General features: G+C 74.5%; 17 protein-coding genes. 11 read left to right on the top strand and 6 right to left on the bottom strand.

The features are described from left to right. Positions 1–83 precede the first annotated feature (83 nt). The gene (locus tag SPRI_RS00690) at positions 84–1,535 is read left to right on the top strand and encodes a multicopper oxidase family protein (RefSeq protein ID WP_005321960.1); all 1,452 of its coding nucleotides are present in this window, start codon (positions 84–86) and stop codon (positions 1,533–1,535) included. On the opposite strand, the gene SPRI_RS00685 is transcribed toward SPRI_RS00690, so the two are convergent. Continuing rightward, complete coding sequence (locus SPRI_RS00685) at positions 1,528–3,009, bottom strand: MFS transporter (RefSeq protein ID WP_005321961.1); 1,482 nt, start codon at positions 3,007–3,009, stop codon at positions 1,528–1,530. The genes SPRI_RS00690 and SPRI_RS00685 overlap by 8 nt on opposite strands. A 279-nt stretch (positions 3,010–3,288) precedes the next feature. On the opposite strand from SPRI_RS00685, the gene SPRI_RS00680 reads away from it, so the two are divergent. After that, positions 3,289–3,939: an anthrone oxygenase family protein gene (locus tag SPRI_RS00680; protein WP_005321962.1), complete on the top strand. Its 651-nt coding sequence runs from the start codon at positions 3,289–3,291 to the stop codon at positions 3,937–3,939. 141 nt (positions 3,940–4,080) lie between these two features. Here the strand turns inward: SPRI_RS00680 and SPRI_RS00675 are convergent, their stop codons facing one another. The 4 genes from SPRI_RS00675 to SPRI_RS00660 all read right to left on the bottom strand — a co-directional run bounded on the left by SPRI_RS00675 (position 4,081) and on the right by SPRI_RS00660 (position 12,376). After that, on the bottom strand, positions 4,081–4,725 hold the full coding sequence (locus SPRI_RS00675; protein ID WP_053557664.1) for a CatB-related O-acetyltransferase: 645 nt from the start codon (positions 4,723–4,725) through the stop codon (positions 4,081–4,083). 298 nt (positions 4,726–5,023) lie between these two features. Next, positions 5,024–5,752, bottom strand: a complete 729-nt coding sequence (locus SPRI_RS00670) for a transglutaminase-like domain-containing protein (RefSeq protein WP_050791660.1) — start codon at positions 5,750–5,752, stop codon at positions 5,024–5,026. Further along, positions 5,743–6,810: a ketoacyl-ACP synthase III family protein gene (locus SPRI_RS00665; protein ID WP_005321965.1), complete on the bottom strand. Its 1,068-nt coding sequence runs from the start codon at positions 6,808–6,810 to the stop codon at positions 5,743–5,745. Before SPRI_RS00665 ends, SPRI_RS00670 begins: the two co-directional genes overlap by 10 nt. Positions 6,811–6,916: 106 nt before the next feature. Further along, on the bottom strand, positions 6,917–12,376 hold the full coding sequence (locus tag SPRI_RS00660; protein WP_053556613.1) for a type I polyketide synthase: 5,460 nt from the start codon (positions 12,374–12,376) through the stop codon (positions 6,917–6,919). Between the two features lie 226 nt (positions 12,377–12,602). Between SPRI_RS00660 and SPRI_RS00655 the strand changes: the two genes are divergently transcribed. The 8 genes from SPRI_RS00655 to SPRI_RS00620 all read left to right on the top strand — a co-directional run bounded on the left by SPRI_RS00655 (position 12,603) and on the right by SPRI_RS00620 (position 19,656). Further along, positions 12,603–13,241: a 5' nucleotidase, NT5C type gene (locus SPRI_RS00655; RefSeq protein ID WP_053556612.1), complete on the top strand. Its 639-nt coding sequence runs from the start codon at positions 12,603–12,605 to the stop codon at positions 13,239–13,241. A gap of 162 nt (positions 13,242–13,403) precedes the next feature. Continuing rightward, positions 13,404–14,006, top strand: coding sequence for a TetR/AcrR family transcriptional regulator (locus SPRI_RS00650; protein WP_053556611.1), 603 nt, complete (start codon positions 13,404–13,406; stop codon positions 14,004–14,006). Positions 14,007–14,152: 146 nt separating this feature from the next. Next, entirely contained in the window at positions 14,153–15,847 is a 1,695-nt protein-coding gene (locus SPRI_RS00645) for a phytoene desaturase family protein (RefSeq protein WP_053556610.1), read from the top strand. A 23-nt stretch (positions 15,848–15,870) separates the two neighbouring features. Next, on the top strand, positions 15,871–17,229 hold the full coding sequence (locus tag SPRI_RS00640; protein ID WP_234020478.1) for a cytochrome P450 family protein: 1,359 nt from the start codon (positions 15,871–15,873) through the stop codon (positions 17,227–17,229). Between the two features lie 9 nt (positions 17,230–17,238). Further along, on the top strand, positions 17,239–18,072 hold the full coding sequence (locus tag SPRI_RS00635; RefSeq protein WP_005321972.1) for an NmrA family NAD(P)-binding protein: 834 nt from the start codon (positions 17,239–17,241) through the stop codon (positions 18,070–18,072). 124 nt (positions 18,073–18,196) lie between these two features. Beyond that, positions 18,197–18,568, top strand: coding sequence for a hypothetical protein (locus SPRI_RS00630; RefSeq protein WP_005321976.1), 372 nt, complete (start codon positions 18,197–18,199; stop codon positions 18,566–18,568). Positions 18,569–18,795: 227 nt separating this feature from the next. Further along, positions 18,796–19,071 (top strand): hypothetical protein, encoded by a 276-nt coding sequence (locus SPRI_RS00625; protein WP_037775656.1) that lies wholly within the window; start codon positions 18,796–18,798, stop codon positions 19,069–19,071. Positions 19,072–19,158: 87 nt separating this feature from the next. Beyond that, on the top strand, positions 19,159–19,656 hold the full coding sequence (locus SPRI_RS00620; RefSeq protein WP_005321979.1) for a GNAT family N-acetyltransferase: 498 nt from the start codon (positions 19,159–19,161) through the stop codon (positions 19,654–19,656). A 482-nt stretch (positions 19,657–20,138) separates the two neighbouring features. On the opposite strand, the gene rox is transcribed toward SPRI_RS00620, so the two are convergent. Then, positions 20,139–21,605, bottom strand: a complete 1,467-nt coding sequence (rox, locus tag SPRI_RS00615; protein WP_037775658.1) for a rifampin monooxygenase — start codon at positions 21,603–21,605, stop codon at positions 20,139–20,141. Between the two features lie 287 nt (positions 21,606–21,892). On the opposite strand from rox, the gene SPRI_RS00610 reads away from it, so the two are divergent. Beyond that, positions 21,893–22,576, top strand: coding sequence for a class I SAM-dependent methyltransferase (locus SPRI_RS00610; RefSeq protein ID WP_005321981.1), 684 nt, complete (start codon positions 21,893–21,895; stop codon positions 22,574–22,576). Positions 22,577–22,605 lie beyond the last annotated feature (29 nt).

Raw genomic sequence — 22,605 nt, 5'->3', positions numbered from 1 at the left:
CGGGCGCGGCCGTACCCGAGTGCCGTGCGAGCCGCCCGTGCTGCACTCAGCCCGCCCAGCCCCTGCCCTCGAGGGAGAACACCATGGTCACCAGACGCCGCGTGCTCGGAGCAACGCTCGCCACCACCGGAGCCTCACTGTTCACCGCCGCCGCTCTCACCCCGCTGTTCCAGGCCCGCAGCGCCCAGGCCGGCACCCGCCCCGCGAGCGCCCCGCTGTTCACCACCGCGCTGCCCGTGCCGCCCGTCCTCACCCCGCTGTCCACCGCCGGCGGCAAGGACACCTACGCGCTCACCCTGCGCCGCGCCCGCACCGAGATACTCCCCGGCATCAGCACCGAGGTCCTCACCTACAACGGCCACTTCCCGGGCCCCACCATCAAGGCCAGATCCGGCCGCCCGGTCGTCGTCCACCACCGCAACGCCCTGGAGGACCACGCCTCCGTCCACCTGCACGGCGCCTCCGTCGCGCCCACCGACGACGGCGCCCCCATGGACACCTTCGCCCCCGGCACGAGCCGCACCTACACCTACCCCAACCGGCAGCCGCACGCCCCGCTCTGGTACCACGACCACGCCCACCACCACGAGTCCGAGCACGTCTACCGCGGCCTGTCCGGCTCCTACCTGCTCACCGACGACACCGAACAGGCCCTGCCGCTGCCCGCCGGCTCCTACGACATCCCCATCGCCCTGCGCGACGCCCGGCTCGACGAACGCGGCCGCCTCGTCTACGAGATGGACGACGCCCTCGGCCGCACCACCCTCCTCGCCAACGGCAAGCCCTACCCCTACCTCCAGGTCGCCGCCCGCAAGTACCGCTTCCGGCTGCTGAACTCCTCCAACCTGCGCTTCTTCCACCTGCGCCTCGCCGACGGCGGCCCCATCACCCAGATCGGCTCCGACGGCGGCCTGCTGCCCGCCCCCGCCACCCTCGACTCGCTGTGGCTCTCACCCGCCGAACGGGCCGACATCGTCATCGACTTCTCCCGCTACCCCGTCGGCACCCGGCTCGTCCTCGAGAACACCCTCGGGCCCGGCAGCCCCGAACAGGTCGGCCAGGTCCTGCGGTTCGACATCGTGCGCACCGCACCCGACCCCAGCAGCGTCCCGGCCGTCCTGCGCACCCTGCCGCCGCTGCCCACCGCGACAGTCGAACGCTCCTTCGAGCTGCGCATGACCGACGAGAGCGGCGCCCCGGGCGCCCAGGGCCTCGTCAACGGCCGCGTCTTCGACCACGACCGCATCGACACCCGCATCCGCCACGGCGCGAGCGAGATCTGGACCGTCACCAACCCGAACACCCTCGTCCCGCACAACTTCCACCTGCACCTGGTGCAGTTCAGGGTCCTCGCCCGCAACGGGCAGGCACCGGACCCCTCGGAGTCCGGCCTCAAGGACACCGTGCGGCTGCTGCCCGGCGAAACCGTCCGGCTCCAGGCCACCTTCGACACCTACCGCGGCACGTACGTCTACCACTGCCACCTGCTCGACCACTCCGCGATGGGCATGATGGCCCAGATGCGCATCAGCTGACGACGGCCGCCGGCCGCCTCCGCAACCCGGCGGCGGCCACCAGCGCCACAGCCGCGAACCCGGCGCCCGCGACGAACCCGGCCGCCGCCCCGCCGCCGTGCGACGCCACCGCCACCAGCGTCGCGAGCCCCACCGAACCCCCCACGCTCTGCACCGCGTTCAGCACCCCGGAGGCCGCCCCCGCCCTGTCCGGCGCCGGCGACGACGTCGCCAGCACCGTCAGCGGCAGCACCGCGCACGCCATCCCCGCCCCCAGCAGCACCAGCGCCGGCAGCACCACCGGGTAGGGGCCCGTCACGGACAGCGCCAGCCACCCGTTCCCGCACATCAGCAGCCCCGCGCCCACCGCCAGCATCCGCCGCGCCCCCAGCCGCCGCAGCAGCCGCTCACCACCGGCCGCGGCGAGCGCCGTCGTCACCGGCAGCGGCAGCAGCGCACACGCCGCCACCAGCGCCGACCAGCCCCGACCCGCCTGGAAGAACTGGTTGAGGAAGAAGTACGTGCCGATCACCGCGCCCGGCACCGCGAGCGTCGCCCCGTACGCCAGCAGCCGGTCCCGGTCGGCGAACAGCGCAGGCGCCACCAGCGGCTGCCGGGCCCGGCGTTCGACCACCGCGAACAGCACCAGCACCGCGATCCCCGCCGGCACACCGCCCGCCACACTCAGGTCGCTCCACGGCCGCTCGGCCGCCCGCGCCAGCCCGAACACCAGCGCGGCCGCGCCCAGCGCCGACAGCAGCGCCCCCGCCGCGTCGAGGCGGCCGGGCACCCGCCGCGTCTCGACGAGCACGAACGGCGCCGCCACCACGATCGCCACCCCCACCGGAACGTCCAGGTACACCACCCACCGCCAGGAGCCGAGCGAGGTCAGCGCACCGGCCAGCAGCAGCCCGCCGGCCGTGCTGAGCGCCCCGGCCGCCGTGCACACCGCGATCGCCCGCGTCCGCGCGGGACCCGGGGGGAACATGCTCAGCAGCAGCGCCAGCCCGCTGGGCGCGGCCAGCGCCGCACCCACGCCCTGCACCGCCCGCACCGCGATCAGCATCTCGCCCGACGAGGCCGCCCCGCGCAGCGCCGCGGCGGCCGTGAACAGCGCGACCCCCGCCATGAACACCCGCCGCCGGCCCAGCAGATCACCCAGCCGCCCGCCGAGCAGCAGCAGCCCGCCGAACGCCAGCAGATAGGCGGTCACCACCCACGAGGCGCCGACCTCCGACAGACCCAGGTCGGCCCGCATGCCCGGCAGCGCGATGTTCACGATCGGATCGTCGAGCTGGATCATCGCGTTGCAGCCGGCGATCACCGCGAGCGCGCCGGCGGCCCGCCGCGTCTTTCCCACCCGTACTCCCGCACCGGACCCGGACACCGCCGTGTGCCCGGACCCGGACACTGCCGTGCGCCCGGACGCGGACGGCGTCGGCCGGGGACCCGCCGGGGCGGCCGGCACCGGCTGGTCGGAGAGCTGCGCGGTCATGGTCGGCCTCCTCGAGATGCTTCCCGGCGCGGACAGCGCCCCGGGCACGCTCTCAGGGACCGCTCGAGAAACCGTCGACACCCGCTCGCCCCGGCAACCCGCCGTACGCGGTGCGACCTGCCCCCGGCCCGCGAGCCGGCCGGCGCCGCCTCGAGCCCCCGTCCAGATCCGCTCGGACCGCCCTGGCCGACGGCCGGGCCCGCGCCTAGGCTCCCGACGCCCGTGTGCGCGTCGCCCGACACCTGCCGCGAGCCTCGCAATCGACCGAGTGAGGACCCCATGGCTGCCAACCCGTACCACCCGTACGGCCCCGCGAACCCCTACGCGCCCGCGCCGCCGCCCCCGCGCCCGGCCCGCCGCCCGAGCAGGACGACCGGACCGCTGCTGGTGACCTCGACCGTCACCATGGGCCTGATGGCCGGACTGTTCTTCACCTTCGACGTGTCGATCATGCCGGGCCTCGCCCGGACCGACGACCGCTTCTACGTCGAGGCGATGCAGAACTTCAACGAACTCATCGACAACAGCGGCCTGTTCGCGCTGGTGTTCATCGGCGCATTCGTCGCCACGACCACCGCCGCCGTCCTCGACTTCCGCCGCGGCCACCGGTCACCGGCCCTGTGGGCGACGGTCGCCGCGACCCTCTACCTGGTGGCGCTGCTCATCACGTTCTCCGTCAACATCCCCCTGAACATGGAACTCGCGCAGCTCGGCGACCCGGCGAAGGTCACCGACTTCGCCCTGGTCGACAAGTTCAAGGGCATCTGGGAGACCACCAACATCATGCGGACCCTGCTGTGCGCGGCCGCGCTGGGCTGCCTGGCCCACTGCCTGAAGCTCCACGGCCGCGCCACCGCCACCGCCCCGGCCCCCGCCGCCCCGCAGGCACCGCCGCCGCACTTCCCGCCGTACGCCCCGCGCACCGGCTGACCCCGCCCGCCGCGCCGGCCGCCGGGGGGCGGCCGGCTGCCTCTGCCACCTGAGCGGTGGCGACTTCGCCGCACTCGGAGGCATGCCCGTCTTCATCGACTGGCGTAGAGCCTGCTTTTGACGACCTCCGCAGGACCCGGCTCAGGCCCGTGGCGCGGCCTTCTCGAGGTCGTCGACGGTTCCGGCCATGACCGTGCGAACGTGCTCCGTGAGGTGCTCCGCGGGCCAGTCCCACCAGGCGAGCCGGAGCAGACGGGCGACATCGGCGTCGTTGTAGCGGGTGCGGACGACCTTGGCCGGGTTGCCGCCGACGATCGCGTAGTCGGGGACGTCGTCCACGACGACGGCGCCGGAGGCGATGATCGCGCCGTGCCCGATGCGTACGCCGGGCATGACCATGGTGTGGTAGCCGAACCAGACGTCGTTGCCGACGACGGTGTCGCCCCTGCCCGGCAGGCCGGTGATCAGGTCGAAGTGCTCGGCCCAGGACGCGCCCATGATGGGGAAGGGGAACGTGGAGGGGCCGTCCATGCGGTGGTTGGCGCCGTTCATGATGAACCGCACCCCCGTGCCCAGCGCGCAGAACTTCCCGATGACCAGCTTCTCCGGCCCGTAGTGGTAGAGCACGTTGCGGGTCTCGAACGCGGTCGGATCGTCCGGGTCGTCGTAGTAGGAGTACTCCCCGACCTCGATCAGCGGCGAGGTCACCAGCGGCTTGAGCAGCACCACGCGCGGCTGGTCGGGAAACGGGTGAAGCGCCATCGGGTCCGGAGGAAGCTGATTCATCGGCATCGCTTTCGGTACGGCAGCAGCTGGTGAAGATCCCATTCTGCTCGTGGCGCCTCACAGACCCGGCCCCCGGGGGCCGACGGGCCTCCTGGGACCCGGCCCGGCCCCGGGCCGGCGCTTTTACGCCCGCGCACCGCGAGCACGGCGAGGCACAGCAGCACCGGCTCCGTCAGGCGGGACAGCATCTCCGTGTAGGTGCCGGTGGTAACCGCTGTCGCCGTCCCGTCCGCGAGGGCCGCACCGGCCGCACCCCGCCCCGCGCGGTCGGCCGCAACCCGCCCCGCTCCTCCCCGCGTTACGCTCCCGTCGACCCGCCGCCCGGACCCTGCGCAGGGTCCGCGAGCTGCCGGTACTCGTCCAGCCCCGGGTAGCGTTGCGGGATCTGCGTGGTGAGGAACCGCGCCGGCACGTCGTGGAAGCTGCCGTGCCGGGCGGCGTAGGAGAAGAACGCCGCGCCCCGCCGGTCCCGGTCGGGCAGCAGCGCGTCGCTGCGGCCGTCGAAGCCGGTCGGTTCCACTCCCAGCCGTTCGCACAGCGCACGGTGGAACATCGGGGTCACCTTCACCCAGCGGCCCTCCAGCCACAGTTCGCTGTAGCCGTGCCAGGCGAACACGTCGGTGCCGGTCGCCGCCCGCATCCGCCGCCCGGTGTGATGGTGGTTGACCACGTCGGCGAACGCCACACGGGCCGGGATCCCCGACGCCCGCGCCAGCGCCGTCAGCAGCGACGCCTTGCTCACGCAGAAGCCGTGCCCCTCGGCCAGCACGCTGCTGGCCCGGTAGGTCTCCTCGTCCCGCAGATACGCGCCCATGGAGATCGGCCGGCCCGGCGGGATGCTGCAGTAGCCGATCCGGTCGCGCACCTGCTCGTACAGGGCGCGCGCCTTGTCGACGCCGTGCGCGCCGGGCGCGATGCGGGCCGCGGTCTCCCGTACGGCGGGGTGGGCGCTGTCGACGTAGCGGCCGGGTTCCAGACAGCGGCGCACGTCCTCGGGCATCCGCAGCACGGCCGGCGTCAGCGACATTCCCCGGCCTCCGGTACGGCGGGTACGTCGGGCGTGGCGGTGAACTCCAGCACGGCGACCGTGCAGTTGTAGCCGCCGCCCAGCCCGGCGACCAGTACCCGGTCGCCGGCCTCGACCGCGCCGGAGACGATCAGGTCGTCGAGGGCGGCCAGCTGGTCCGTGCAGCCCACGTGTCCCACCCGGCGGGCGAACGGCCAGGTGGAGCGGTCGATGTCGATGCCCAGCGGGTCGAGGCACTGCTCGTACAGGGCCTCGCGGCCCAGCGCCGGCCCGGCCACCCACCGCACGTCGCCGGCGGTGATCCCGGCCTCCGCCATGGCCTTGGCACCGGCCCGCCGCATCAGGTCGGCCATGCGCTGCTTGGCCTCGTCGAGCCCGCCGGCGAGGGTGTCGGAGAACTCCATCACCCGGTCGAAGAAGCCGATCGGATAGCCGGCCCGCGGGTCGGCCGAGAACGGCATCGCGCCGCGCTGCATGCCCTCCAGGCCGGTGTCGGCGACGGACACGGTGGACACGACCCGGGCGAAACCCTCACCGCGGGTCACCACGGCGGCGCTCGCCCCGTCACCGAAGACGAACACCGGCGGCGCGGCACGCCACCGGTCCCAGGCGCCGTCGCCGAACCGGTCAGCGGCGGTGATCATCGCCGCCCCGCCGGCCGGGCCGGCCGCCAGCTGGGTGCACGCCAACTCCAGTGCGGCGACAGCCGAGTTGGACAGCTGGTGGATCTCCAGCGAGACACCGTGCCCGTCCAGGACGTGGTGCTGGAGATAGGAGGCGGCGTTCCAGCCGGGCAGCCCGTTGTGGGTGGCGACCGCGTGCAGCAGCAGCCCGAACCGTTCGGCCCCGATCCCGGACCGGCCGAGCGCGGCCCGCGCCGCCCGCATGGCCATCGCGGGCTGCGAGTCGGCGTCGTCGTCGCACACGGCGACCCGCTGCTGCCCGGTCGCACGCTGGTACTCACGGCTGTAGCGGCCGTCGGCGACGGCCTCGTCGACCGGCACCGTCTTGGGGTGCCAGGCACCGGTGGCGGCGAGATGGATGTCGTCGTGGCGCATGGGACGGTCCTTTCGTGACGGCACAGGAACGGGCACGGGGAGGGGGACGGAAAAAGCGGGGGCGGGGCGGAACAAGGCGGGCGGGGACGGGGGCGCGGGGGAGGCGTTACGCGGGGGAGGGGGCCAGCCGGGTCGTGAGGAACGCGGCGACGGCGGCGGCCGTGGGGTGCTTCCACACCAGGGTGGCGGGCAGTTTCAGGCCCAGCCGCCGTTCCAGGCCGCGCCGCAGGACCTGCGTCATCACCGAGTCCAGGCCCAGTTCGGTCAGCGGCCGGTGGACGTCCAGCCGCTCGGCGCTGATGCCGAGTTCGGCCTCGATCTGCCGGCCGACCTCGGCCAGCAGCAGCGCGCCCAGCTCCTCCGTCGTGAGCCCGTCGGCCCGGAACGCGGCCGCGTCGTCGGGCCCGTGGGCCGCCTTGTCGCCCGGCGCGGACAGTTCGCCGAGGACGGGCAGGCCGGTGGCGCCGGTGACCGGCAGGACGGCCACGTACGGCCGCGGACCGCGGTCCAGCGCGTACTCCCAGGCCCGCAACGCGTCGGCCGGCTCGACGGACCCGCTGCCGCGGTCGGCGAGTTCGGCGTCGACGAAGTCGCTGACGGCCATGCCCGCGCCGCGCCACGACGTCCACGCGTAGGCGGTGCTGCCCGCGTCGCCGGCCGCCTGCCGGTGGCGGGCGAGGGCGTCGAGGCAGGCGTTGGCGGCGGCGTAACCGGACTGGCCGGTCAGGCCCAGCTGGTAGCCGACGGAGGAGAACAGCACGAAGAAGTCGGTGCTGCCGGGCGGGAACAGCTCGTGCAGCACCAGCGCCCCGCCCGCCTTGGGTGCGAGCACCCGCTCCAGCGACGCTTCGTCGAGGTCGACGAGCATCCGGTCGTCGAGGACTCCGGCGGCGTGCACCACACCCCGCACGGGCGGCAGGCCGAGCGCGTCGGTGTCCAGTGCCGCGCGGGCCGCCGCGCCGTCGGCGATGTCGACGGCCACGCCCGTCACGCTCACCCCCCGCGCCTCCAGCCGCCGGACCGCCTCGATACGCCGCACGGTGGCCGGGTCGCTCTCCTCGGCCCAACTGCGGCGCGGCGGCAGGGCGGTGCGGCCCGCGAGCAGGATCCGCCGCGCGCCCCGGCCGGCCAGCCAGTCGGCGACCTGTCGGCCCAGCGCGCCGAACCCGCCGGTGATCAGATACGTCCCGTCCGCCCGGCACACGCCCACGCCCGTGTCCCGGCCGTTCGGGCCGTCCTGGCCGTCCGGGTCTGGCACGAGGGGGGTGAGCCGGGCGGCCCGTACGCCGTCCTCGCCGACCCGGTAGACGTCCGCCTCCGGTGCGCAGCGCAGCAGTTCGGCCAGCGGCCCGGCGAGGAGAGCCGGCGGGGTGCCCGTGTCGAGGTCGACGGCGCGGGCGTGCAGTTCCGGGTGCTCGCCCGCCACGATGCGGATCAGGCCGAGCATCGCGCTCTGCGCGACCGCGTCGTCGCCGGCGGCCTCCCAGGCGCCGCGGGTCAGCGCCCACAGCCGCGGCGGGAGGGATCCGCAGCGGTCCAGCAGCAGTTGGGCGGTCGACGCCAGCCGCCAGGCGGAGCGGCGCGCCGCTGCGGCCGGCGGGCCGCTCACGTCGGGCAGGACGACGACCGCGTCGCCCGGGCCGAGTTCGTCGACCAGGCCGCCGAGCGCGTCGGCGTCCTTCGCGTGCAGGCAGCGCAGTCCGGCCCCGCCGAGCGCGCGGGTGACGTCGTCGGCGAGCCCGGCGGGGGCGTCTTCGCCGACCAGCGCGAGGGTCCGCAGCCGGGTACGGGGCTCGGCGGTGAGTGCGGCGGCGGACCAGCCGAGGGTGTGGGTCAGGCGCTGCGGGGGGAGCCCGGGGCTGCTGCCCGCACCGCCGTCGAGGGTGGCGAACACGAGCCCTTCGAGGGTGCCGAGGAGGTGCCCGTCCTCGTCGCGGACGACCGCGTCGGTGGTGTCGGCGCCGGCCGTGGGGGAGGGGCTGATGTGCACGACGACGGCCTCGGGCAGAGCCAGCGGCAGCCGTACCCGCCGCACGGCGGCGGGCATCCGCAGCCGGCCGTCGGCGGGGAACGTGAGGGGGGCGACGGAGAAGACGGCGTCCAGCAGCGAGGCGCGGGCGAGGGCGGGGGAGAGGTCCCCGTCGGCCGCGGGCCGCACCCGGGCACGCAATTGCCCGCGTGAGGAGGCGAGTTCGGTGATCCGCCAGGGGAATCCGACATCGGCGACACCGACCGCGTGCAGCCGCTCGTTCACCGCGCCGGGGTCCAGCTCCACCGCTGCCGACTCCTCCCACCCGTCGTCACCGGCACCCTCCGCGACATCACGGCCCCCGGTGCCGTCGGGGACGAGCCGCGCCGTGGTGTGGGTGCTCCAGCCCGCCTGCGCCGCGCCGTCGGCAGGATCGGCGGTTGCGGCACCGGCGGTGGTGCGGCGCGAGGCGAGACGGATCTCGCTGTCGTCGCGCACCACATGCACCTCCAGCTCGCCGGTGACGGCGACCGGCACCTTCAGCGCCACGTCCTGAAGCGTGTCGGTGCCGCCGGCGGCGAGGAAGGTGTTCAGCAGCACCGCGGCGGGGACGACCTCGACGCCGTGGATGGGGTGCGAGCCGGGGTAGGGACGGCAGTCCTCGTCGAGCCGGGTGCGCCACAGCCGCGGCGACACGGCGCCCGCCCATGTCACCTCCCCGCCCAGCAGGGTGCCCGACCCGGTGTCGTGCTCCTCCGCCACGGGACCCTGGGAGGAGGGGGTGCGCCAGTAGGGCACGTGCTGCCAGGCCCGGCGGGGCAGCGCGGTCAGCGGGCCGTGCGGCACGCCGAGACCGTCGGCGGCGCCATGGCAGTGCAGGGCGCCCAGGTGGGCGAGGAGGGTGGCCCGCTCGGGCCGCTCCCGGCGCAGGGTCGCGGTCACGAGCACGTCGTCGAGACCGGCCGCCTCCAGCGTCTCGCCGACGGAGTGGGTGACCACCGGATGCCCGGACAGCTCGACGAACACCCGGTACCCGTCCTCCGCCAGCGCCCGCACCGCACCCTCCAGGCGGACCGGGTTGCGCAGGTTCGCCGCCCAGTAGGCGCCGTCGCGCACGGCGGTCGACCGCGGGTCCTCCAGCGCCGTCGAATACAGCGGCACCCGCGGCTCACGCACCTCCAACCCGTGGGCCGCCTTGGCGAGTTCCTCGAGCAGCGGGTCCATCTGCGGGCTGTGGAAGGCGACGTCGGAGGCGACCCGCCGCACCATCACGTCCTCGGCCTCCAGACGGGCGCACACCTCCTCGACGGCCTCCGGCGTGCCGGAGACGACGGTGGAGGCGGGGGAGGCGGCGATCGCGGCGACCACGTCGGTACGGTCCCCCAGCAGGCCCTGGACGGCCTCGAACCCGGCGCCCGCCATCGCCATCGCGCCGCGCCCCATGACCCGGCGCAGCAGGACGGAGCGGCGGCAGATCAGCCGGGCGGCGTCCGCCGGGCCGAGCACCCCGGCGCTGACCGCGGCCGCGATCTCGCCGACCGAGTGGCCCACCACGGCGGCCGGCGTCAGGCCCTTGGCGCGCAGCAGGGCGTCCAGCCCGACCTGCACCACGAAGATCATCGGCTGGACGTGGTCGGTCCCGCCCAGCGGCCCCTCGCTCAGCACCCGGCGCGGCGAGATGCCGAGCTCCTCGGCGAAGACCGGCTCCAGCCGGTCGACCGCGTCGGCGAACACCGGCTCGGTGGCCAGCAGTTCGCGGCCCATGCCCTCCCACTGCGAGCCGTGCCCGGAGAACACCCACACCGCACCGTCCCCGCCGCGGGGGAGGACCTGGCCCGCGACCGCGGCCGGCGCGGTGCCGCCCCCGGCGATCACCTCGAGCGCCGCGGCGAGCCCGCCGTGGTCCTCCGCGACGGCAGCGGCCCGGTGCACGGCATGGCTGCGACGGGCCATCAGCGTGTGCGCGACACCGTCCAGGGGCGCGCCGGCGCCCTCGCCCCGCAGCCAGGCGGCGAGCGACGCGGCCTGCGCCCGCACATCGTCCCCGGACGCCCCGGACACCACGAACAGCCCCGGCCCCGCGGCACCGTCAGGCCCCGCGGCCCCCTCCGGCCCTGCGACACCCTCCGGCCCCACGCCGCCGTCCGGGCCCTCGGTGCGCACGGCGCCCGCGTCCACGCCCACCGCCTCCCCGTTCCCGGCCGCGCCGACGGACACCGCGCCGGCCGCGCCGGCCGTCCGCGTACCGGCCGTGGCGCCCCTCCCCGTACCGGCCGTGGCGGTGTCCGCCGCGTCCGGGGCCTGTTCCAGTACGACGTGGCCGACGGTGCCGCCGTAGCCGAAGCCGGACACACCGGCCCGCCGCACCGTGTCCTGCTCGGGCCAGGGCACCGGCTCCGTCGGGACGGCCAGCCCCGAGGCGGCCCAGTCGATGTCGGGGTTGAGCTCATGGACGTTCGCGGTCGGCGGGATCACCCCGTGCTGGAGCGCCAGCACGGCCTTGATCACCCCGGCGACCCCGGCACCCGCCTCCAGGTGGCCGATGTTGGCCTTCACCGACCCGATCAGACACGGTCGATCCGCGGCCCGTCCCACCCCGAACACCCGGGCCAGCGCGCCCACTTCCACCGGATCGCCCACCCGGGTGCCGGTGCCGTGCGCCTCCACGAACGACACCGACAGCGCCTCGACGCCGCCCTGTTCGAGCGCGGCCCGCACCACCCGTTCCTGGGCGGCGCCGCTGGGCGCCATGATCCCGTTCGTGCGGCCGTCCTGCGCCAGCGCGCTGCCGCGGATGACGGCCCGTACCGGGTCGCCGTCGGCGAGCGCGTCAAAGAGCCGTTTGAGGACCACGACCCCCACGCCCTCGCCGCGGCCGTAACCGTCGGCCGCGGCGTCGAACGACTTGGAGCGCCCGTCGCGGGAGGTGGCCCCCGCGGCGTCCAGGACCATCGACAGGCCCGGGGCGGCCACCAGGTGCACCCCGCCGGCCAGCGCGTGCGTGCACTCGCGGGCGCGCAGACTCTGACAGGCCAGGTGCAGCGCGGCGAGAGAGGACGAACAGGCGGTGTCGACGACGAGGCTGGGCCCGCGCAGATCCAGCACGTAGGAGAGGCGGTTGGCGATCGCGCACAGCGACGCGCCGATCCCCGACCAGGCCTCGATCGCGGGCAGGTCCTCGAGCATCTGCCGCCCGTAGTCGTCGGACCCGGCGCCCATGAACACGCCCGCGTCCGAACCGGCCAGGGTGTGCGGGGCGATCCCCGCGTCCTCCAGCGCCTCCCAGCCCGTCTCCAGCGTGAGCCGCTGCTGGGGGTCCATCAGCTCCGCCTCGCGCGGGGTGATCCCGAAGAACGCGGCGTCGAAGCCGGCCGCGTCGGCGAGGAACGCGCCCCGCCGCGGTGCGGCGGCCAGCGCACGTGCCAGGCCCGGCCGGCCCCGGTAGGCGTCCCAGCGTCCCTCGGGCAGATCACCGACGGCCTCACGGCCCTCGGTCAGGAACGTCCAGTACGCGTCGGGGGTGTCGATCCCGCCCGGCAGGCGGCAGCCGATCCCGACGACGGCGATGGCTTCGGCATGTTCGTGCTGCTGCGTCACAGATCTGCCTTTCGGCGTTGGCGAACGGTCCCGGCGTCCACAGGCCAGCAAATCCCGCCGGGAGCAAGCGCGGTGCAAGTCCGCCCCGCCCTCACCCGCCGGCCCGCCGCCGCGGGCACCTTGCGGGGACGTTGCGCGCGGCGGCCCACGATGCCGAACGGGCGGCACCGTCCCCCCGGGGGACCCGGCGGCCGTCTCCACGCGGTACGAGGTCAAGGAGGCAGCCATGACCCGCACACTGGACATCGGTCTCGACATCGACGGGGTGCTCTACCCCTTCGTGGACGTCGTCGCCCGCTACGCCGAGGGCGTCCTGGGGCGCCCGTGCTCGGCGAAGGCCGAGTCGTGGGACTGGTACGTGCACCAGTGGGGCCTGAGCGAGCGGGAGTTCTTCGCGCTGTGCGGGCGGGGGGTGCACGAGAACGTGGTGTTCACCGAGGGCGCCCCGCTGCCCGGCGCGCTCGAAGCGGTCCGCGAACTGGCCCGGGCCGGGCACCGGCTGCACTACGTGACGGCCCGCGCGATCACCGGCGTACCCGCGCCGCTGGCCTGGCGCCGCACGGCGGCGTGGCTGGCCGCCTGGGACTTCCCCGTCGACTCGCTGACCATCGCCGCCGACAAGGCGTGCCGGTTCACCGACGTCTTCCTCGACGACTCGCCCGGCAACTGCGACGCCCTCGTCGACGCCGGCCACCCGCGTCCCGTGCTGTGGTGCCACGGGCCGATCACCGCCCACCGGGCGGAACGGGTCTTCGCCTGGGACGAGTTCCTCGCCCTGGTGGACGCCGAGAGCGCCGCCCCCGCGGTGTGTCCCGCCACCGTCCGTTCCGTCCGGCGCCCCGCCCGCCTCGCCGCGACCGCCTGAACACCGCCCGGCGCACCTGGAGCACCTGGCGCACCCCGCACCCCGCGCCCCAGCCCGGCCCCTCGGACCCCGGGCCCGAGGGGAGTGCCCTGTACGCTGGCAAAGCGCTCCAGGCGCAGTACTCCGCCCGATGTGATGCCGGTGGCGTGACGGAGAAGGAACATGCGACAGAACCCACAACGCCGCACCGCGCTGCTGGACGCGGCCATCGAAGTCCTGGCCCGCGACGGCATGCGCGGCCTGACCCTGCGCGCGGTGGACGCCGAGGCCGGCGTCCCCGTCGGCACCTGCTCCAACTACTTCGCCCACCGCGGCCAGCTGCTCGGCCAGATCATGTCGCGCACCCGGGAGCGCCTGACCCCCGACCCCGCGGAGCTCGCCGACACGCTCACCGCCCCGCGCGACCACCACCTCGTCGCCCGCCTGCTGCGCCAGGTCCACCAACGCATGGACAACGACCGCGCCAGCTACCTGGCGATGCTCGAACTGCGCCTGGAGGGCGCCCGCCGCCCCGAACTGGGCGCCGAGCTCAACAAGGGCCTCGCCGCGGAGCTCGAGACGAACATCCGCTTCCACCTCGACACCGGGCTGCCCGGCGACCGCACCGACGTCGTCCTGCTCTACCTCGCCGTCCACGGCATGATCGTCGACGATCTCACCGTCCCGGCCGTCCTCGACGGCCGTGCCCCCGCCCTCATCGACGAACTCACCACCCGCCTCCTCGCCCGCCCCGCCACCGACGCCCACCCCGCCACCGACGCCTGACCGCCGCCCCGCGGCCGCCCCCAGGGCCGAAGCCGCGCCGGGCACCGGACCCGCCCGACGCCCCGCACGCACCCGCCCCGGGACCGGAGCGCCGCCGTCCGCCCCGCCTTGCACGCCTGTTGCGAGCCGCCCGCTTTGCTCGCAGCATGGCGAAACGCAAAGAGTGGGATGCCGTCGTCGTCGGCTCCGGCATCGGCGGCCTCGTCTGCGCCGCCTACCTCGCGGTGAGCGGACTGCGCGTCCTCGTGCTCGAACAGCACGACGTCGCCGGCGGCAACAGCCATGTCTTCCGGCGCCGCCGCCGCTACGAGTTCGACGTCGGCATCCACTACCTCGGCGACTGCGGACCCGGCGGCCTGCTGCCCTCCGTCTTCGGCGGCCTGGGCCTCGCGGACCGGATCACCTACCTGCCCATGGACCAGGACGGCTTCGACCGCATCGTCGTGCCCGGCCTCACCCTCGACGTGCCCGCGGGCTGGGACGGCTACCGCAAACGCCTCAAGGAGGCGTTACCCGGCGATGCCGCCGGCATCGACACGTTCACCTCGATCTGCTCCGCCGTCGGCGCGGAGGGACGCAGCGCCCTGCTGAGCGAGACGGACCTCACCGACGAGCAGTTCGCCGCCCGCAGCCCCGCCTTCACCGCCTGGGAACAGCGCACCCTGGCCGACCTGTTCGACCACTGCGGCCTCTCCACCCGGGCCCGTACCGTCCTGGCCGCCCACGCGCCCACCTACGGACTGCCGCCCGGCCGGTGCCCGCTGCCCACCCACGCGGCGATCATCGACCACTACCTGCACGGCGCCTACTACCCAAAGGGCGGCGGCCAGATGCTGCCCGCCGGTCTCGTCGAAGTCATCGAGTCGCACGGCGGCGAGGTCCGCACCCGCGCCCGGGTCGAACGCATCCTCGTCACCTCCGGCCGCGCCCGCGGCGTCACCCTGACCGACGGCGAAGTCGTCACCGCACCACTGGTCGTCTCCAACGCCGACTACACCCGCACCGTCCAGAACCTCGTCGGCGAGGAGCACTTCGAGCCCGGCACGGTACGACGCACCCGCGGCTCCACCATGTCGCTTCCCTTCGCCGTCCTGTACGTCGCCCTCGACACCACCCTCCCCGAGCGCCCCAACGCCAACCTGTGGTGGTACCGGCACACCGACATCGACACCGGTTTCCGGCAACTGGCCGAACACCGCATCGACCCGGTGCCGTTCCTGTTCGTGTCCTTCTCCTCCCTCAAGGACCCCGCCGCCCGCAACATCGCCCCCGAAGGACACAGCAACTTCCAGGTGATGACCCTCGTCCCGCCCGACCACGCCTACTGGGGAGCCGACGCCGGGCCCGCCGACGGCGGCCGCTACCGCCGCACCGACCTCTACCGGCGCCGCAAACAGGAACTCACCGACGCGATGCTGAACGCCGCCGAGGAGGCACTCGGCCCCTTCCGCGGCCACATCACCCACCTAGAGGCCGCCACCCCCCTCACCCACGAGCGCTACATCCACTCCCGCGGCGGCACCCCCTACGGCCTGGCCGGCTGGGGAGCGACCGGCGAACGCCCCGACACCACCACCGGCGTCGAGGGACTGCACGTCGTCGGCACCAGCATCCGCTACGGCTCCGGCATCGAAGGCGTCGCCACGGGCGCCATGATGTGCGCCTCCACCATCCTCGGCCGCCGCCTCGTCCCCGAGGTCACCCGCGGCGCCGTCCTCGCCGACCGGTCTCTTCTGCCGCACCGGGGCGAGGACTTCGACCCGCTCGCCGTCTCCCGCGGCAGGGCCCGCCGCCACGCCCGCGGCCTCGCCCGTATCGACACCGCCCGCCGCCCGGCATGAGCCCGAGCCCCGAGGAGCACCCCATGACCCACCCGCCCCTGCCCCTGCCCGCCGCGCCCGGCGCCGCCACCGCCACCGCACCACCCGGCCCCCGGCCGTTCGTCCTGGACCCCGCCGGCCGCGACCTGCACGGCGAGGCCGCCCGCCTGCGCGCCCTCGGCCCGGCCGTCCTCGTCGAACTCCCCGCCGGCATCCGGGCCTGGTCGATCAACACCCACGACCTCCTCAAGACCCTCCTCACCGACGACCGCGTCTCCAAGGACCCGCGCCGCCACTGGCCCGCCTGGCAGCGCGGCGAACACCACGACACCTGGATCCGCACCTGGGTCGGCGTCCACAACATGGACACCGCCTACGGCCCCGAACACCGCCGGCTGCGCAAACTCGTCGCCCCGACCTTCACCGGCCGCCGCACCCGGGCCATGCTGCCCCGCGTCCGCCACGCCGCCGACCGCCTCCTCGACGCCCTGGCGGACACCGCCCCCGGCGACATCGTCGACCTGCGCGCCGCCTACGCCCACCCCCTGCCCATGCAGGTCATCTGCGACCTGTTCGGCGTCCCGGAAACCTCCCGCCCCCGCCTCGCCCGCCTCATGGCCCGCGCCATGGACACCACCCTCACCCCCGACGAGGCCGAACAGACCGTCCACGAGGTCGACGACGCCCTCACCGCCCTCGTCGCCCACCGCCGCAGCCACCCCGGCGACGACCTGACCAGCGCCCTCGTCGCCGCCCGCGACGACGACGGATCACACCTGAGCGAACGCGAACTCCTCGACACCCTCCTGCTGGTCATCGGTGCCGGCAACGAGACCACCGTCAACCTCATCGGCAACGCCGTCCACGCCCTGCTCACCCACCCCGACCAGCTGCGCCTGGTCCTCGACGGCACCGTCTCCTGGCACGACGCCATCGAGGAGACCCTGCGCTGGGCCCCCAGTGTCGCCAACGTCCCCCTGCGCTACGCCGTCGAGGACATCGCGCTGCCCGGCGGCCCCACCATCCGCAAGGGCGAGGCGATCCTCGCCGCCTACGCCGCCGCGGGCCGCGACCCGGACAGACACGGCCCCACCGCCGACCGGTTCGACATCACCCGCCCCGGCAGGGGAGCGGCCGAACACCTCGCCTTCGGACACGGCGTCCACTTCTGCCCCGGCGCCCCGCTCGCCCGCACGGAAGCGGCCGTCGCACTGCCCGCCCTCTTCGACCGTTTCCCCGGGATCCACCTCGCCGCCGCACCCGGCGGACCGGCCCCCACGGAAGGTTTCATCGCCTACGGACACCACACCCTCCCGGTCCGCCTCACCGCACTCCACCCGGCCGCCAGGAATCCTCGGCTCCGACTCGAGGAACCTGGCGCTGCCCGGAACGGCTCGGTTTGACTGGCCCGCATGACACCTGACACACCCACAGCAGCCACCCGTCCGACCCTCGTCACCGGCGGCACCGGCAAGACAGGACGCCGCGTCGCCGAGCGGCTCTCCTTACGCGGCCTGCGGCCCCGTACGGGATCGCGCACCGGCACCCCGCCCTTCGACTGGAACGCCCCCGCCACCTGGGACGCCGCCCTCGACGGCATGGGCTCGGTCTACCTCAGCTACTACCCGGACCTGGCCTTCCCCGGCGCCGCCGACACCGTCGGCGCGTTCTGCCGCACCGCCGTCGCCGCCGGCGTCCGCCGCATCGTCCTGCTCTCCGGCATCGGCGAGGAAGGCGCCCGCGCCGCAGAGGACCGCCTCAAGGCCTCCGGCGCCGAATGGACCGTCGTGCGCTCCAACTGGTTCGACCAGAACTTCTCCGAGTGCTTCTTCCTGCCGCCGGTCCTCGCCGGCGAACTCGCCGTCCCCGCCGCCGACACCGTCGCCCCCTTCGTCGACGCCGACGACGTGGCCGACGTCGCCGTCGCCGCCCTCACCGACCCCGCCCACACCGGCCGCACCTACGAACTGTCCGGCCCCCGGCTGCTCAGCTTCGCCGACATCGCCGACGAACTGTCCAAGGCGACGGGCCGCACCATCACCTACCGCCCCGTCACCGTCGAGGAGTACCGCACCATCCTGAAGGACGCCGGCCAGGACCAGACCTACGCCGACGTCTTCGCCGTCTTCCTCGACGGCCGCAACGCCCACCTCGTCGACGGCGTCCGCCAGGTCCTGCACCGCGAACCGCGCGACTTCACCGACTTCGCCCGCGAGACCGCCGCCACCGGCGTCTGGACCCCCTGACCCGCACCCGCCCCGCCCGGGTGTCCGGGACACGTCCCGGACACCCCGGGCCCTCCCACCGGCCGCGTGCCCCGTGCCACGGTGACCGCCCATCACCGGAAACCACTCGCAGGAGGCAGCCGCCATGCGCCAGCACCGACAGGTCCGCCACCGCACCACCGCGACGATCATGGCCACCGCCGCGGCCCTGACCGCCACCGTCTCCGCCACGACCACGGCCACCGCCGCACCCGCCGACCGCTGCAGCCAGGCCGCCCCCGCCCGCGCCGACAACCCGTACACCACCACCCACACCGCCCTGGACGCCGCACCGCTGCGCATGGGCCCCTACGGCGAGTGCTACCGCCTCCAGACCTACCCGGCGGGCACCCGGATCGAGGTCCGCTGCTTCATCGTCAACGAGTACGGGAACACCTGGTCCTACGTCCCCGGAGCCGGCTGGATCTGGGACGGCCACCTGTCGGGCAACGGCTCGCCCCACCGCTGCATCGTCTGACCGACCCGGACACGCCCCGGCCCACCGGCCCCCGCCCTGCCGCACCGGCCCGCCCGCACGCCGGGCGGGCCGGTGTGTCCGTCACACGACCGCTGATGTGACGAACTGTCATGTGACGAAATGCCATAGGGGACATTCGGGTGGCAATGCTCCCGTACTGCAACTGCCGCCGCCGCAGCGCAGTCCTTGCCACCACAGACACCGCACCACCCCTCAGGGAGGCAGACATGACCGCCTGGCACACCACCACCGGGACCACCACCATCGACCCCTACCGCTTCCCCGGCGCCACGGACGACTACCTGCTGCCCGCGCCCCGGCCCGGCCAGCGCGTCCCCCTCCCGCTCGAGCCGGCCGACCGCCGCCGCCTGGACCTGCACGCCGCCCTGACCACCGCCGGCATCGCCCCGCTGCCCGGCGACCTCGCCGCCATCGACGCGCTCTGCGCCCTCGACGACACCACCCACGCCGCCCTCCAGCGCTGGATCACCCGCAAGCCGTGACCAGGACCGCCCCCACCCCGCACCGGGTGGCCGGGCCGCGTCCCACCCGCCCGCCCGGCCCCGCGCCCGGCCGCGTACCGTTCCCCCATGCCCCGCCTCGAACCCCTGCACGCCGGCCACGCCGACGCCCTGCTCGCCTTCGAACGCGACAACCGGGCCTACTTCGCCGCCCACGTCCCCGACCGCGGCGACGACTACTTCACCCACTTCGCCGCCCGCCTTGCCGCCCTGCTCGCCGAACAGGCCGCGGGAATCTGCCGCTTCCACGTCCTCGTCGACGACGCCGGTGCGATCGTGGGCCGCGTCAACCTCGTCGACCTCGTGGACGGCGGCGCCGAACTCGGCTTCCGTGTCGCCGAGAAGGCCGCCGGAAAGGGCCTCGCCACCACGGCCGTCCAGCAGGTGTGCACGCTCGCGGCCACCGCCTACGGCCTGAACACCCTGCACGCGGCGGCCACCGTCGCCAACACCGGTTCGCGGACCGTCCTGACCCGCAACGGCTTCACGGAAACGGGCACCACCGTCCTCGACGGCCACCCCGCACTGCGCTTCACCCGCCCCCTCACCCCGCCCGCCCCGGCATGACCCACCGCCCGGTCCCGAACGGCCCCGGCTCGACGCCGGGGCCCTCGTCACCGGGGCGCGGGTCGTCCATGGAGCGGCGGATCCGTCCCGGGAAAAGGAAGATCCCGGCTGGACGGGGGGGACCAGCCGGGATCGGTACAGGGTGGGCACGGAGGGCGGTCGCCTCTCGGCGAGGGGCTCCACAGGGCTTCAGCCGAACGATCTTCCCCATGGGCTGCAGGTGAGGCCCGGGGACACTGTCCCCTCCGCGACCACATACATGTGAACGGTAAACCATCCCGGGTTGTTCCCGGCACTCGCCCCACCCGCCCCGCGCGCCCCACCAGCCTCCGAACCCCCTCGCGTCCACCGCACCGTGATGCGGCCCCGACGGACGGTGACCGACCCGGCCCGGGGTGGCGGCGCGGCACCCCAGGGCGGGAGGCCCCGCGCCGGACCCGGCCCGAGACCGGTCCCGCCCGTGCGGGGCCGCGACCGCGCGCTCAGCCGGTGGCGGCGCCGAACCACCGGGGCAGCCGGTCGAGCAGATCCTGCTGATCCTCGCCGACCCACGCCACATGACCGTCCGGCCGCAGCAGCACCGCGGGCACGTCCAGCTCCTCGCCGGCGTCGACGACGTGGTCCACCCGGTCCGCCCAGCCCGCGACCGACAGCAGCCCGGTCCGGTCGAGCAGCAGCCCCCGGCCCTCGCGCATCAGCTCGTACAGGCGCCCCCGCTCCAGCCTCACGTCACGCATCCGCCGGCCGAGCAGGTCGTGCCCCTCGCCGAAGTCGTAGCGGACCCCGACCGCGGTGATCATCCCGGTCACGTACCGGTTCACCTCCTCGAAGTCCATCAGCTTCGCGAACAGCTCCCGCAGCGCGGCCGCACCCGGGTCGGCCCCCAGCAGCGTGATCTGCGCCCGGGTGTTGTCCAGCACCCGCGCGCCCACCGGGTGCCGCTCGGCGTGGTAGCTGTCCAGCAGCCCCTCCGGCGCCCAGCCGGCGACCTCGGCGGCCAGCTTCCAGCCGAGGTTGAACGCGTCCTGGACACCGAGGTTGAGCCCCTGCCCGCCGGTCGGCGGATGGATGTGCGCCGCGTCGCCGGCCAGCAGCACCCGGCCGACCCGGTAACGCTCGGCCTGCCGGGTGGCGTCGCCGAACCGGGACAGCCAGCGCGGCGAGTGCACCCCGAAGTCGGTGCCCGCGAACGCCCGCAGCTGCTTCTTGAACTCCTCGAGGGTCGGCGCGCTAGAACGGTCCTCCGCCACCCCGTCGGCGGGCACGACGACGCGGCACACCCCGTCCTCGCCGGGGGCGACGCCGAACCGCAGCTGGGTCCTGCGGACCTCCTCGACGACGGCGGCGATCGTCGCCGGATCCTCGGTGACCTCCATCTCGCCCAGCAGCGTCTCCACCGTCGCGGGCTCGCCGGGGAAGCCGACGCCGAGCAGCTTGCGCACCGTACTGCGGCCGCCGTCGCACCCGACGAGGTAGCGCGAGCGCAGGTGCGTGCCTCCTGCGCCGGCTACGCCCCCACTGGCGGGGGCACCCCCATTCCCCAGCTCGACGTCCACCCCGTCCTCGTCCTGGCTCAGCCCGACCACCTCGCAGCCGCGCCGGATCTCGGCGCCGAGTTCGACGGCGCGCTCCTCGAGCAGCCGCTCGGTCACCGGCTGCGGGGTGGCGACACCGTACGGATGGGCCGTGTCCAACCCGTCCGGCCACGGCTTCACGATGCCGCCGAAGAGACCACCGACCTGGAACTTCTCACTGACCGCGAGGAACCGGTCCAGCAGGCCGCGCTGGTCCATCATCTCGACGCTGCGCGTGTGCAGGCCCTGCCCGCGGGACTGCCTGGTCGGCTCGGTCAGCTTCTCCAGCACGACGACGTGCACATCGTGCAGCCGCAACTCGCAGGCCAGCATCAATCCGGTCGGCCCGCCGCCGACCACGATCACGTCAATCATCAAGAACGCCCATTCGACGAGACTGGCAACCCATACATGAACAAAGCCCGCCCACCTCGCGAAATAGTCATTTCCGCAGGTTCTGGTCCGGGTTGATCATTCTGCGGCACCCCCCGGGCCTTGCCGCAAGCCCCCCGGGGCGCTATAAGTTGAGAGTGGCAAGGAGCGGGTAACCTCCTTGCCTTTCCCTTTTCCTGGGCGCTCAGAAAGAGACGTCGAAGCAGCCGATGTCGGTGAAGGCCACCTCAAGGCCCTCGGCACGCCGCCCGCCCTCTAGAGTCACGCCGGTGACCGACCTCTCCTACCTCGCCGACGTCCGGGAGTCGTACGACTCCGTCGCCGCCGAATACGCCCGACGGGTCAAGTTCCCGGCCGAGTTGGACCCGCTGTCCCGCGCCATGCTCGCGGCGTTCGCCGAGGCCGTGCGGACGGCCGGCCGCGGGGCCGTCGCGGACATGGGATGCGGTCCCGGCCGGGTGACGGCGCACCTGGCGGAGCTGGGGGTGCCCGCGTTCGGCATCGACCTGTCGCCCGCGATGGTCGGACTGGCCCGGCAGGCGTACCCGGAGCTGCGTTTCACCGTCGGGTCGATGACCGCGCCGGCGATCGGCGACGACGAACTCGGCGGCATCCTCGCCTACTACTCCGTCCACCACACGCCACCGGAACTGCTGCAGGTCGTGTTCGGCGAATTCCGCCGCACGCTGGCACCCGGGGGCCTCCTGATGATGGCCGGCCCGGTGGGATCCGGTGAGCATCTGCGTCCGACACAGGCGTACGGCGGCCGCCCGGTGTCCTACGGGTCCTACCTGACGCCGCCGGACCGGCTCGCCGAACTGCTGGAGGCGGCCGGCCTCGTGGTCACCGCACGCCTGCTGCAGGCGCCCGACGAAGGAACGAAGAGAACCATCGCCACCTTCCTCGCCCAAAAGCCCGAGCTCCCGAACGCCGGGGGCACGACCGCCTGTTGACGCGGACGGACGACGCCGGGGCGGTTGCC

Source organism: Streptomyces pristinaespiralis, assembly GCF_001278075.1.
In the GTDB taxonomy this organism is placed as follows: domain Bacteria; phylum Actinomycetota; class Actinomycetes; order Streptomycetales; family Streptomycetaceae; genus Streptomyces; species Streptomyces pristinaespiralis.
The sequence above is the reverse complement of the archived record's forward strand: the minus strand, read 5'-3'. Positions and strand labels throughout refer to the sequence as shown.